Consider the following 13,417-nt stretch of genomic DNA (forward strand, 5'->3'; position numbering starts at 1 on the left):
ACCTGAAACAAAATATTACACAATGGACGTTTTAAAAATAGCAACAGCAGGAAGTGTAGATGACGGGAAAAGTACTTTGATCGGAAGGTTATTGTACGATACAAAATCATTGACAACGGATAAAATAGAAGCAATCGAAAAAAGCAGTAAACAAAAAGGATACGATTACCTTGATTTTTCGTTAGCAACAGACGGTTTGGTGGCAGAAAGAGAGCAGGGAATCACAATTGACGTTGCCCATATTTATTTTTCAACTGCAAAAAAAAGTTACATCATTGCCGATACTCCGGGTCACGTAGAATATACAAGAAACATGGTTACAGGAGCTTCAACTTCTCAGCTTTCGATTATTTTGATTGATGCCAGAAAAGGAGTTATCGAGCAAACTTACCGTCACTTTTTCATCAATAATTTATTGAGGGTAAAAGAGGTAATCGTTGCCATAAACAAAATGGATTTAGTGGATTATTCAGAAGAAGTTTTCAATAAAATCAAAGCCGATTTTGAGGCATTAAACGCAAAAAGTACTTTCAAAGAGCAAAACGTAAGCTATATTCCGTTAAGTGCTTTGACAGGAGATAATGTTGTAGATAAATTAGATGGAATGCCCTGGTACAAAGGACAGACTATTTTAGAACATTTGGAAGGTTTACATTCTTCGGATGTTTTTGAAAGCGGAAAAGCGCGTTTCCCGGTTCAGACTGTAATTCGTCCAAAGACGGAAGAATACCATGATTTTAGAGGTTACGCCGGAAAATTATACGGAAATTCAATTAAAGTAGGGGATGCTGTAACGGTTCTTCCTTCTTTAACAGAATCAAAAGTGACTAATATTCACTTTTTCGATAAACAATTTGATGAGGCAGTTGCTGGTTCTTCAATTACAATCGAATTAGAAAATGATATCAATGTAACAAGAGGCGATATGATCGTAAAATCGTCAGAGCTTCCAAAAATTGAAAAAGATATTGAAACGACTATCTGCTGGATGGACAGCAAAAAATTGGTTCCGGGAACTAAATATTTTGTTCAGCACAATACAAACAGGGTTTTAGCGAAAATAGAAAGCGTTAAAAATACTATTGCGACTGATTATTCAGGCACTACACCTGCTTCACAATTAGCAATTAACGAAATAGGAGAAGTAAATATCAAATTAAGCAAAGCATTGTATTTTGATTCTTATAACGAGAATAAATCAAACGGAGCTTTTATTTTAATTGATTCCGTAACCAATACAACAGCAGGAGTAGGATTTATAAAATAGTTGATAGTTGATGGTTTTTGGTTGATAGTTATCTGCCAACAACCATAAACAACCAACCATAAACTATAAACTAAAAAGAATGGAAAGTTTTAGAACAGAAATAGAAAACCCGATAGTTCAGAAAGAGATTATCGATTTAGAAAAAAAGATTCACTTATTCCGTGGAGGAAAAATTGATGATGAGCGTTTTCGCAGTCTTCGTTTAGCGCGAGGAATCTACGGACAGCGTCAGGAAGGTGTACAAATGATTCGTATCAAATTGCCTTACGGTAAAGTGACCAGCGAGCAATTAGTACGTATCACAAAAGTTTCTGATGAATATTCTACAGGACGTCTGCATATTACTACACGTCAGGATATTCAGATTCATTATGTGAGTTTAGACAGAACTCCTGAACTGTGGGCAAACCTTGCCAAAGACGATATTACATTAAGAGAAGCTTGTGGTAACACAGTTAGAAATATTACAGGAAGTGAACTGGCTGGGGTTGACGTAAACGAGCCTTTTGACGTTACGCCTTATGCACACGCAATGTTCCAATATTTATTAAGAAACCCAATCTGTCAGGAAATGGGGCGTAAATTCAAAATTTCGTTCTCTTCTTCAGATGAAGATACAGCGTTGAGTTATCTACACGATTTAGGATTTATTCCGAAAATTAAAGACGGACAAAAAGGATTTAAAGTTGTTTTTGGAGGAGGTTTAGGATCTCAGCCGGCACACGCCGAATTGCTTTCAGAGTTTATTCCGGTTAACCAAATCATTCCAACAGCAGAAGGAATCATCCGTATTTTCGACAGATATGGTGAGCGTGCTAAAAGAATGAAAGCTCGTATGAAATTCTTAATCAAAGAAATCGGAAAAGATGTTTTCCTTGATTTGGTTGAAAAAGAGAAAAAAGCAATCGCTTTTGAAACATACGAAATAGATACAACTGCCTTTGAAGGACCAATTACGGAACCTTTATTGGAAGTTCCGCAGGTAACTATTGATGATACAGCTGCTTATGAAGCATGGAAAGCATCAAATGTAATTGCTCAGAAACAAGCGGGTTATTTCGCTATCGGAATCAAAGTTTTATTGGGTGATTTTTATACGGATAAAGCAAGATTATTAGCCGATTTGATTAAAAATTACGGAGCCAATGAATTGCGTTTTTCATTAAGACAAAATATTGTTATCCGTAATATCAAAGAAGAAAATTTACCTTTCTTCTATCAGGAATTAGCCAAACTAGACATGGTGGCTTTAGGGTACAATACTATTGGTGATATCACTGCCTGCCCGGGTACGGATACTTGTAATTTGGGGATTGCGAGCAGTACGGGAATTGCAGAAGAATTAGAAAAAGTAATCAAAGCGGAATATCCACAATACAGCAATAACAGCGAAATTGAAATCAAAATTTCCGGCTGTATGAATGCCTGCGGACAGCATAATATGTCTGCAATAGGATTTCAGGGAATGTCTATCAACTCAGGAAAACTGGTAGCTCCGGCTTTACAGGTTTTATTAGGAGGAGGACGTTTAGGAAACGGTGAAGGTCGTTTTGCTGATAAAGTAATCAAAATTCCAAGCCGTAGAGGTCCGGATGCATTGCGTACCATCTTAAATGATTTTGATGCTAACGGAAACGGAGAAAAATTCTTAAGTTATTATGATTCAAAAGGAGAAAAATATTTCTACGAAATCTTAAAACCTTTCGCAGACGTAACCAATTTAACCGAAGCTGACTTTATTGACTGGGGTAATGCAGACAACTATGTAAAAGCAGTTGGGGTTGGAGAATGTGCCGGAGTAGTGATTGATTTAGTGGCAACTTTATTATTAGAGGCCAAAGACAAGTTGACTTTTGCACAGGAATCTTTTGATGAAGGAAAATGGGCTGATGCAATTTATCACGCGTATTCAGCATTTGTAAACGGAGCAAAAGCGTTGTTGCTTTCAGAAAACCAAAAAACTAACAATCACGCCGGAATCGTAGATTTATTTGATACTGTTTTTGTTGAAAGCACTAAAATTGTATTGCCTGCAACATTCAAAGAACTGGTTTATCAAATCAATAAAAATGAACCAACGGAAGCATTCGCAAAGCAATATATCGAAGAAGGAATTGCATTTTTTGCAATTATTGAAAAATACAGGGCACAGGAATTAGCAAATGCATAATACTAAAAAACCAAAAGTAACTTTAGTCGGCGCAGGTCCCGGCGATCCGGATTTGCTTACGCTGAAAGCCGTAAAAGCACTTGCTGAAGCGAATGTGGTTTTGTACGATGCATTGGCAAATGATGAAATTTTAGGTCATGCTCCTAAAAATGCCATCAGGATTTTTGTTGGAAAAAAAATAGGAAATCATGCTTACACGCAGGATCAGATCAATCAATTGATTGTGGATAATGCGCTCACGTATGGAAATGTAGTTCGGCTTAAAGGCGGTGATCCGTTTATTTTTGGAAGAGGAAGTGAGGAAATTGAATTTGCAGAAAGTTTCGGAATTCAGACAATTGTTATTCCGGGTATTTCTTCTGTAGTAGCTGTTCCGGCAAGTCAGGGGATATCTGTTACTAAAAGAAGAGTTTCTGAAAGCTTTTGGGCAATTACAGGAACAACATCCAACAGGGAATTATCGGCAGATGTAGCTTTAGCAGCGCAATCTTCGGCAACTGTTGTGATTTTGATGGGAATGCACAAATTACCTCAAATTGTTGAACTTTTTCAGAAAGAAAGCAAAGGAGATCTGCCGGTTGCAATTATTCAGAATGGGACAACTCCTAACGAAAAGACAGGAATAGGAACAATAGATACAATTGAAGAAGTGGTTGCTGAAAACAAACTAACATCGCCTGCTTTAATTGTAATTGGCGAGGTAGTTAAAGAAAGCAATAAATTAAAATGTTTATACGAGGAATTTTTGGTTTCGTAGAGACGGGTTTTAAACCCATCTGTACAGGCGCAAGAAAGAAATAGTTGGTATAAAAGTTCCTTAGGAACGGCAAATATTATAGCGTCGGGTTTTGCCTGATAATAAATAAAAATTGTAACGTCAGATTTTAGTAATTTCGACGAAACAAAAAATAAAAATGGAACAAAACGAATTATATCCGATTTTTTTAAAGCTTCACAACCTGAATGTACTGATTGTGGGCGGAGGAAATGTAGGTCTGGAAAAGCTTTCTTTTTTACTGAAATCGAGTCCGAATGCCAACGTTGAGGTGGTAGCAAAAGATTTTCATCTTGAAATAAAACTTCTGGCAGAAAATCATCCTTCAATAAAATTGACGGAAGCGAAGTTCAAAAAGAAAATGCTCAAAAAGCGTCACATGGTAATTGCGTGTACAGATGATTTAGAAGTAAATAAAAGAGTGTATGATCTGGCCAGAAAGCGTTATCTGATTTGCAATATTGCCGATACGCCTGATTTGTGCGATTATTATCTGGGCGGAATCGTAACCAAAGGAAATGTAAAAATTGCCATATCCACCAATGGAAAATCGCCAACAACAGCCAAAAGGCTAAGAGAGTTTTTTGAAGAAGTGATTCCTGAGGACATCAACAAAATGGTTGAAAACCTCAATGAATACCGAAAAACTTTGAAAGGAGATTTTGAAGATAAGGTAAAGAAGATGAATGAAATCACCGCTTCTTTGAAAAATAAAGAATAAAAAAAGTTCCGGAGCACGACCAATTTTGTAGTGTCGTGTTAACCCGATGGAAAAGAATGAACGAAATTACGGCTTCGTTAAAAAAAATAAAGAGTAAAAAGTTTAGCAAAGAAATGAATGGTAAAAACCATTGAAATTAGAATAAATTATTCGTTTCTTTGTATTATTAAGAATGATTATAAACAACACCATAATGATTAAAACAGATATACTTATAATTGGAGCAGGACCAACAGGTTTATTTGCCGTTTTCGAGGCAGGATTATTAAAATTAAAATGCCATATTTTGGATGCTTTGCCACAACCGGGTGGACAGCTTTCTGAGTTGTATCCAAAAAAGCCTATTTATGATATTCCAGGTTTTCCGGAAGTTTTGGCAGGAGATTTAGTTGATGGTTTAATGGAACAGATTAAGCAGTTTGAACCAGGTTTTACCTTAGGTGAGCGTGCTGAAACTATCGAAAAACAAGAAGACGGAAGTTTTATTGTTACTTCAAGTAAAGGAAAAAAATTCCATGCGCCAGTAATCGCAATTGCAGGAGGTTTAGGAAGTTTTGAACCACGCAAGCCTCTTATTGAAGATATCGAGTTTTATGAAGATAAAGGAGTAAAATACTTCATTAAGAATCCTGAAAAATTCAGAGATAAAAGAGTAGTTATTGCCGGAGGAGGAGATTCAGCGTTAGACTGGAGTATCTTCTTGGCAAATGTAGCTTCAGAAGTAACTTTGATTCACCGTAGAAACGAATTTAGAGGTGCTTTAGACTCTGTAGAAAAAGTACAGGAATTAAAATCTGCGGGGAAAATCAAATTAATTACTCCTGCAGAAGTAGTTGGAATCAACGGTGCTGAGCATGTAGAATCTTTGGATATCGAAGAAAACGGAGCACACCGTAAAATCGAAACCGATTATTTCATTCCGCTTTTCGGACTGACTCCAAAATTAGGACCAATCGCTGACTGGGGGTTAGAAATTGAAAAAAATGCGATCAAAGTAAACAATGCATTAGATTACCAGACAAATATTCCCGGAATCTTCGCTATTGGAGATGTGAATACATACCCTGGAAAATTAAAATTAATTCTTTGTGGTTTCCATGAAGCAACTTTAATGTGTCAGGCAGCTTACCAAATCGTTAACCCTGGTAAAAAATATGTTTTAAAATACACTACGGTTTCAGGTGTAGACGGTTTTGACGGAACTCGTAAAGAAGCTCCAAAAGCAGTTGTTAAAGCCATAGTATAAACTGGCATAAAATCTGGAATTTAATAATAATCGAAAGCTCAAACTTTTTTAGTTTGGGCTTTTTTCAGTTTAGTCGCTTAAACCTAAAAAAACGTATCTTTGTTTATATAAATTTGGAGTGTCATGAATTTAGAGGCTAGAAAATATCAGTTTATCCAAGAGTTAGTTAAGGTGGATGATGAGCGTGTTTTAGAAAAACTCGAATTGGTTTTAAAAGCAAATCAAAACGATTGGTATGATGATTTATCTGAGTCTGAAATAGAAGAAATCCAAAGTGGATTAGACCAAGCTGAAAAAGGTGAATTTTCAAGCCATGAAGAAGTTATGAAAAGATTTTTGAAATGGCATTAAAATTCATCTGGACAGCACAAGCCGTAAAAGGTTTAATAAAGTTGTTGATTACCTTGAAGAGAAATGGACAAAGAAAGAAATCTTAAACTCGGAAAAATAAGCAAGTAATAAATCAAATAAAAATTAACCCAGGCCAATTTCCTAAATCAACCCGAAATTCTAATTTGCATAAAGCTGTTGTAGATAAAAACAATTATTTAGTTTATAGAATAAATAAAGAAGCTAATAGTATTGAAATTATTAATTTCCGGGGAACTAAACAGAATCCTAAACATTAAAACTAAAAATAAAAGTAAATCCCAAGCTATAAAGTTTGGGATTTTTATTGAAGCAAGGTTTTAAGTTGTTTATTAATGTTAGCTTAATCTTAGTCCCTTGCAAGCTTAGTAACTTTGTGTCTTAAAATAAATTTTGAATTACCAATAAAAAATGCTAACTTTAAGAAAGCATTAAAAAAATTATCTATTATGAACAATGATGAACAACTACTAGAAGAAAATTCCAAAGTCGGAAGTGAAATGAGAATGACAGATAATGAATTAACAGATCATCAGGAAGTCATGGATACATTTCTAAAATGGGACAGAAGTTTTTAAAGAAGTCCTTTTTGACATTAAATAAGTCCGTACTTTGGACTTATAGACTAAGATTTTAAAATCGAAAGCCCAAACAGTTTCTGTAGTTTGGGCTTTTTTATTTATAAATTTTACACTTAGAGCCTCAAAATCGTAGCGTTTTAGAATCGTAAAAAAAACTTGCAAGTCGAAAGGCTATTTTGTACCTTTGCGCCGTTCCTAATTTTATTGAAAGTTATCACGAAAGGCGGAGGGAAAGACCCAATGAAACCTTAGCAACCCTTTGCCATAAAGAAGGTGCTACATTCTACTTAATACTTCGGTATTGAGATAGATAACGCAAAATACATCACGTATTTCTCAAAACTTTTCCTGACAACATTACAACATAATTTTACTGAATTAATTTTTAGTGAGATGAGCGAATAACTGGTGCATTTATGCGGTCATGGATTCCCGCTGTACGCAATGTCTTTTATTCTCAACCCCAGAATAAAAGGATATTTGCTCCCATCGGGGCTAAACAGCCATCATTAGTGAACTTTTGGAAATAAACAGAATCAGAAAATATCTGAACCAAACCTAAGAAGTTTTAAAAATCTGTCAGGTTTAGTTTCGAATTATAATAATTAAAAAAGCTTGACGCCTTTGCGTCTTTGCGAGAAAAGGAAAAACATGTCGATAACAATTCAGGAAGCAATCAAAAAAAAGATCCTAATCCTTGACGGGGCAATGGGAACCATGTTACAGCGCTACAATTTCTCAGAAGAAGATTTTCGTGGCGAACGTTTCAAAGATTTTCCGCATCCGTTAAAAGGAAACAACGATTTATTATCCCTGACACAGCCACAGGCCATTCGTGATGTTCATGCTGCGTATTATGAGGCAGGTGCTGATATCGTAGAAACGAATACGTTTTCCGGAACTACAATCGGTATGGCCGATTATCACATGGAAGATCTGGTTTACGAGTTAAACTACGAATCGGCTAAACTTGCACGCCAGGTTGCCGATGAGTTTACCGCAAAAAATCCCGAAAAACCACGTTTCGTAGCCGGTTCAATCGGACCGACAAACCGTACCGCAAGCATGTCACCGGATGTAAACGATCCGGGTTACAGAGCCGTTACGTTTGACGATTTAAGAATTGCGTACAAAGAACAGGTAGAAGCATTAATGGACGGTGGTTGTGATTTGCTTTTAGTAGAAACGATTTTCGACACACTAAACGCAAAAGCAGCACTTTTTGCGATTGAAGAAGTAAAAGAAGAACGCAATATAGATATTCCGATTATGGTTTCAGGAACGATTACAGACGCATCAGGAAGAACACTTTCCGGGCAGACAGTTGAAGCGTTTTTGATATCCGTTTCGCATATTCCGTTATTAAGTGTAGGTTTCAATTGCGCTTTAGGAGCCGATTTGCTAAAACCGTATTTAAAAACATTAGCAAACAACACTAGCTTTAATGTTTCAGCGCATCCAAACGCAGGATTGCCAAACGCTTTCGGACAATACGATGAAACACCAGAACAGACTCAGGCTTTCATCAAAGAATATTTAGAAGACAATTTAATTAATATCATTGGAGGTTGTTGCGGAACAACGCCAGATCATATCCGATTAATGGCTGAGGTGGCTAAGGATTATAAGCCTAGAGTGGCGCCGGTTATTGCGTGAGAATTTCCGTTTCCTGCAAGGTTTTCAAAACCTTGTAGGTATAAATATACTTCGTTGTGTGGACGGATTAAAATCCATCCCTACAAAATAGTTCGAGCCGATGGCTCTTTAAAATGTTGAAAACAAATATATTTAGTTCTATCAGAATCAAATTTAAAAGGTAATAATTATGATAAATACAAGTATTGAAAAGCTCCCTCTGCTAGCGCGAGCTTCGAGCTCGTGCCTACAAAGAAAATTATTATAAGATTTTAAAATTTAAAATTGGAGTTTGCATAAGTGTGACGCTCGCGCCCAATGTCATTAAGTTAAAGGATATTGACGTCAGTTCGAGTGTTTTCTTTAAAAATGCGATAGCTTTTTTTAAAGAAAATGTATCGAGAACCTTAGTATTAGAAAGCTTCTCGATACAATTTTTAATAATAAAGCTATCGCATTATGATTAAAAATCACTCGAAGTGACGTTAACTTAATGGCATTGCGCTCGCGCCAGCAAAAGAAAAAATACAATTAAAATCCCATAGGATCATAAATTTTTTATGAAACCGAGTTTGTGTGAGGGATAGAAGTGAAAAGCCCGCAGACCAATGCAGTGATAACGAAATTGGTCGAGGACTTGTAACTGATAGCCCGGCCGAGGGACACGCCAAAAATAAAATTGTAAAAGTCAAAAAAGTAAAACTTTGCAAAATAAAGAATAGCAAATATGAACTTGGAAAAGAAAACATATAGCGAACTTATCGATAAAATTGGCACCTTGTTGCAAAATGGCAGACAGCAAGCTGTGCAATCGGTTAATACTATTATGGTGCAGACTTATTGGTACGTAGGTCAGCACATTGTAGAGTTTGAGCAAAAAGGAAATGAAAAAGCTGAATATGGAAGTCAATTATTTGAAAGGCTTTCAAAGGATTTGGTACTAGCCTATGGTAAAGGGTTTAGTAGATCTAATCTTTTATACATGCGTAAGTTATATCTATCGTTTCCAATAAGTGAGACACTGTCTCACGTATTGACTTGGAGTCATTATTTTGAAATTTTAAAAGCTAACTCGGACTTAGAAATTAGTTTTTATGTTAAACAATGCCAGAATGAACGTTGGAGTGTAAGAGAATTAAAACGTCAAATGAAGAGTTCATTGTTTGAAAGGTTAGCTTTGAGCAAAGACAAAGAAGGCGTTTTGAGATTGGCTAAAGAAGGTCATATTGTAGAAAATGCAGAAGATTTGATTAAAGACCCATTTGTGCTGGACTTTTTAAATATTCCGGAACAATATCAATATTTAGAAAATGAACTGGAAGAGAAAATTATTTCAAATTTACAGCAGTTCATTATGGAAATGGGAAAAGGTTTTGCTTTTATAGGCAGACAATATCGAATGAGTATTGGAGGAAAACATTTTTATCTGGATTTGCTTTTTTATCACCGAATATTAAAATGTTTTGTTTTGGTTGATTTGAAAAGAGGCGAAATTGATCACCAGGATATTGGTCAGATGAATTTGTATTTGAATTATTTTAAAAAAGAAGAAGCAACAGAAGGAGATAATGAACCGATTGGAATTGTTTTAGGTGCTCATAAAAATCATATTTTGGTTGAATATGCAACAGATAGTATTACAAATAAAGTTTTGCTGAGTAAATATCAATTGTATTTGCCGGATAAAAAAACGCTTCAAAATCAATTGGATAAATTGTTAGAATAAGAAAAAGTAATTTTATTTTGAAACCAAGTTTGCGTGAGGGATAGAAGTGAAAAGCCCACAGACCAATGCAGTGATAACGAAATTGGTCGAGGACTTGTAACGGATAGCCCGACCCGGAGGGACACGCCCAAAATATTAAACATAAATAACTACAAGGTTTTTAAAATCTTGCAGGAAAGAAATAAGAATAAAAAAAACTCAGAATCTAAGCATCTTAGAATCTCAGTAACTTTAAAAAGAAATGACAGAAAAAAGAAGAGACCTTGTATTATCAGGATTAGAACCTTTGATTATTACGCCGGAAAGTGTTTTTGTAAACGTTGGTGAGCGTACGAATGTAACGGGTTCGCGAAAATTCCTTCGATTAATCAAGGAAGAGAAATATGATGAGGCACTTGATATTGCAAGACAGCAGGTAGAAGGAGGAGCGCAAATCATCGATATCAATATGGATGAAGGAATGTTGGATGGCGTAAATGCCATGACCAAATTCTTAAACTTGATTGCTGCAGAACCGGATATTTCGAGAGTGCCAATTATGATCGACAGTTCGAAATGGGAAATCATCGAAGCAGGTCTTAAAGTAGTACAAGGAAAAAGCGTTGTAAACTCGATTTCGTTAAAAGAAGGAGAAGAAGCTTTTATTCAACATGCTAAACTTATCAAGCGTTACGGAGCGGCGGCAATTGTAATGGCTTTTGACGAAGTGGGTCAGGCGGATAATTACGATCGTCGTGTGGAAATTTGTGCGCGTTCGTACGATATTTTGGTAAACAAAGTAGGTTTTCCTCCGCAGGATATTATCTTCGATTTGAATATTTTCCCGGTTGCAACAGGAATGGAGGAACACCGTCTGAATGCATTGGACTTTTTTAGAGGAACAAGATGGGTTCGTGAGAACTTGCCACACGCACATATTAGCGGTGGTGTAAGTAACGTTTCGTTTTCTTTTAGAGGAAATGACGTTGTTCGTGAAGCGATGCACTCGGTATTTTTATACCATGCCATTAAAGAAGGAATGACGATGGGAATCGTGAATCCGGAGATGCTGACGATTTATGATGATATCCCGAAAGATTTATTAGAACACGTTGAAGACGTAATTTTAGATAGAAGAGACGACGCAACAGAAAGACTTTTAGATTTTGCCGAAAGTGTAAAAGGCGAAGCAAAAAGCGATGAAAAAGCCGTTCAGGAATGGCGTTTAGGATCGGTTCAGGATCGTATTACACATTCGTTGGTAAAAGGAATAGATGCTTTTATCGAAGAAGATGTTGAAGAAGCACGTTTGGCGGCAACAAAACCAATTGAAGTTATCGAAATCAATTTGATGGCCGGAATGAATGTGGTTGGAGATTTGTTCGGAAGCGGAAAAATGTTCCTGCCGCAGGTTGTAAAATCGGCTCGTGTAATGAAAAAAGCGGTTGCGTATTTATTGCCTTTTATCGAAGCAAGTAAACAAGCCGGAGATAAACAAGGTAACGGAAAAATCCTGATGGCGACTGTAAAAGGCGACGTTCACGATATTGGAAAAAATATCGTTTCGGTAGTTTTGGCCTGTAATAATTATGAGATTGTAGATTTAGGAGTAATGGTTCCTCCGGAAAAAATTATTGCGGCGGCTATCGAACATAATGTCGACATTATTGGTTTAAGCGGACTGATCACGCCTTCGCTTGACGAAATGGTATATTTGGCCAAGGAATTAGACAAACAAGATATTAAAATCCCGATTATGATTGGTGGAGCAACAACTTCGCGTGCGCATACTGCCGTGAAAATTGCACCTCAGTACAGAGAAACTGTAATTCACGTAAACGATGCTTCGAGAGCCGTTACCGTTGCCGGAAATCTGTTAGATCATAATAGAAAAATATATGCTGCCGATATTCGTGCAGAATATGATTCGTTTAGAGAAACGTTCTTGAACCGTTCAAGAGATAAAAATTTCTTAACGATTGAAGATGCCCGTAAAAACAAATTACCATTGGATTGGAGCGAATACACTCCGGTAAAACCAAAGGTAATTGGCGCACAAACCATCGAAGTAGAACTGGATGTTTTGGTTCCGTATATCGACTGGACACCATTCTTCCAAACTTGGGAATTGTATGGAAAATACCCGAAAATTTTAACGGATGAGGTTGTGGGTGAACAGGCAACTTCTGTATTTAATGATGCTCAGGCAATGCTGAAAGTAATTTTGGAAGAGAAAAAACTTCAGGCTAAAGGTATTTACGGAATTTTCCCTGCGAATCAGGTAAATGACGATGATATCGAATTGCGCGATGAAAACGGAAAAGTTTTAGAGAAATTCTTAACGCTTCGTCAGCAGTCACAAAAAACGAAAGGTGCGCCAAATATCGCTTTAGCCGATTTCATTCTGCCAAAAGACAGCGGAATCGACGATTATATGGGAGCTTTCTGCGTAACAACCGGTTTTGGTGTTGACGAATGGGCAGCGCAATACGAAAAGGATTTAGACGATTATAATTCGATTATGGTAAAAGCGCTTGCGGATCGTTTTGCAGAAGCTTTTGCCGAATATCTTCACGAAAGAGTGCGTAAAGATTTCTGGGGCTACGATTCGGAAGAATCTTTAACAAACGAAGAATTAATTAAAGAAAATTATAAAGGAATCCGTCCAGCGCCGGGATATCCTGCCTGTCCGGATCACTTGGAAAAACCAACAATCTGGAAACTTTTAGATGTTGAAAAACAAATAGGGGTAACACTGACAGAAAGTATGGCGATGTGGCCGGCTTCATCAGTTTCAGGATATTATTTCGGGAATCCAAAAAGTAGATATTTCGGACTCGGAAAAATAAAAGAAGATCAGGTAACAGATTACGCCAAACGCCGAAATGTACCGCTTGATTACGCAATGAAATGGTTAAACCCTAATATAGCAGACTAACAAAAGTTAT

Annotated in this window: 10 protein-coding genes and 1 riboswitch; all 10 genes read left to right on the plus strand. The window is 36.5% G+C overall.

Features of this window, described 5'->3' with window-relative positions:
• Nucleotides 1-22 precede the first annotated feature (22 nt).
• The 10 genes from GXM17_RS03865 to metH all read left to right on the plus strand — a co-directional run bounded on the left by GXM17_RS03865 (nt 23) and on the right by metH (nt 13,407).
• Nucleotides 23-1,267, plus strand: coding sequence for a sulfate adenylyltransferase subunit 1 (locus GXM17_RS03865; protein ID WP_163397980.1), 1,245 nt, complete (start codon nt 23-25; stop codon nt 1,265-1,267).
• Nucleotides 1,268-1,346: 79 nt separating this feature from the next.
• On the plus strand, nt 1,347-3,437 hold the full coding sequence (locus tag GXM17_RS03870; RefSeq protein ID WP_163397981.1) for a HEPN domain-containing protein: 2,091 nt from the start codon (nt 1,347-1,349) through the stop codon (nt 3,435-3,437).
• Entirely contained in the window at nt 3,430-4,194 is a 765-nt protein-coding gene (gene cobA, locus GXM17_RS03875) for a uroporphyrinogen-III C-methyltransferase (protein WP_163397982.1), read from the plus strand. The genes GXM17_RS03870 and cobA overlap by 8 nt, the downstream gene beginning before the upstream one ends.
• A gap of 157 nt (nt 4,195-4,351) precedes the next feature.
• A complete protein-coding gene (locus GXM17_RS03880; RefSeq protein ID WP_163397983.1) occupies nt 4,352-4,933 on the plus strand; it encodes a precorrin-2 dehydrogenase/sirohydrochlorin ferrochelatase family protein in 582 nt (193 codons plus the stop codon).
• Nucleotides 4,934-5,126: 193 nt separating this feature from the next.
• On the plus strand, nt 5,127-6,179 hold the full coding sequence (locus tag GXM17_RS03885) for an NAD(P)/FAD-dependent oxidoreductase (protein WP_163397984.1): 1,053 nt from the start codon (nt 5,127-5,129) through the stop codon (nt 6,177-6,179).
• Nucleotides 6,180-6,302: 123 nt separating this feature from the next.
• On the plus strand, nt 6,303-6,530 hold the full coding sequence (locus GXM17_RS03890) for a hypothetical protein (RefSeq protein ID WP_163397985.1): 228 nt from the start codon (nt 6,303-6,305) through the stop codon (nt 6,528-6,530).
• Between the two features lie 467 nt (nt 6,531-6,997).
• Entirely contained in the window at nt 6,998-7,126 is a 129-nt protein-coding gene (locus tag GXM17_RS21885) for a hypothetical protein (protein WP_280115293.1), read from the plus strand.
• A gap of 211 nt (nt 7,127-7,337) precedes the next feature.
• A riboswitch (SAM riboswitch) is annotated at nt 7,338-7,446 on the plus strand.
• A 334-nt stretch (nt 7,447-7,780) separates the two neighbouring features.
• Complete coding sequence (locus tag GXM17_RS03895) at nt 7,781-8,785, plus strand: homocysteine S-methyltransferase family protein (protein WP_163397986.1); 1,005 nt, start codon at nt 7,781-7,783, stop codon at nt 8,783-8,785.
• Between the two features lie 706 nt (nt 8,786-9,491).
• Nucleotides 9,492-10,490 carry a PDDEXK nuclease domain-containing protein gene (locus GXM17_RS03900; protein ID WP_163397987.1) on the plus strand — a complete coding sequence of 333 codons (999 nt, stop codon included), beginning with the start codon at nt 9,492-9,494 and terminating at the stop codon, nt 10,488-10,490.
• Between the two features lie 241 nt (nt 10,491-10,731).
• Entirely contained in the window at nt 10,732-13,407 is a 2,676-nt protein-coding gene (gene metH, locus GXM17_RS03905; RefSeq protein WP_163397988.1) for a methionine synthase, read from the plus strand.
• Nucleotides 13,408-13,417 lie beyond the last annotated feature (10 nt).

This window comes from Flavobacterium fluviatile, assembly GCF_010645065.1.
Classification (GTDB): Bacteria; Bacteroidota; Bacteroidia; order Flavobacteriales; family Flavobacteriaceae; genus Flavobacterium; species Flavobacterium fluviatile.

What these genes read in the sequence shown, in the direction of transcription:
- metH (WP_163397988.1), top strand. Translation starts at nt 10,732, where the DNA reads ATGACAGAAAAAAGAAGAGACCTTGTATTATCAGGATTAGAACCTTTG.
- cobA (WP_163397982.1), top strand. Translation starts at nt 3,430, where the DNA reads ATGCATAATACTAAAAAACCAAAAGTAACTTTAGTCGGCGCAGGTCCC.
- GXM17_RS03880 (WP_163397983.1), top strand. Translation starts at nt 4,352, where the DNA reads ATGGAACAAAACGAATTATATCCGATTTTTTTAAAGCTTCACAACCTG.
- GXM17_RS03900 (WP_163397987.1), top strand. Translation starts at nt 9,492, where the DNA reads ATGAACTTGGAAAAGAAAACATATAGCGAACTTATCGATAAAATTGGC.
- GXM17_RS03885 (WP_163397984.1), top strand. Translation starts at nt 5,127, where the DNA reads ATGATTAAAACAGATATACTTATAATTGGAGCAGGACCAACAGGTTTA.
- GXM17_RS03890 (WP_163397985.1), top strand. Translation starts at nt 6,303, where the DNA reads ATGAATTTAGAGGCTAGAAAATATCAGTTTATCCAAGAGTTAGTTAAG.
- GXM17_RS03895 (WP_163397986.1), top strand. Translation starts at nt 7,781, where the DNA reads ATGTCGATAACAATTCAGGAAGCAATCAAAAAAAAGATCCTAATCCTT.
- GXM17_RS03865 (WP_163397980.1), top strand. Translation starts at nt 23, where the DNA reads ATGGACGTTTTAAAAATAGCAACAGCAGGAAGTGTAGATGACGGGAAA.
- GXM17_RS21885 (WP_280115293.1), top strand. Translation starts at nt 6,998, where the DNA reads ATGAACAATGATGAACAACTACTAGAAGAAAATTCCAAAGTCGGAAGT.
- GXM17_RS03870 (WP_163397981.1), top strand. Translation starts at nt 1,347, where the DNA reads ATGGAAAGTTTTAGAACAGAAATAGAAAACCCGATAGTTCAGAAAGAG.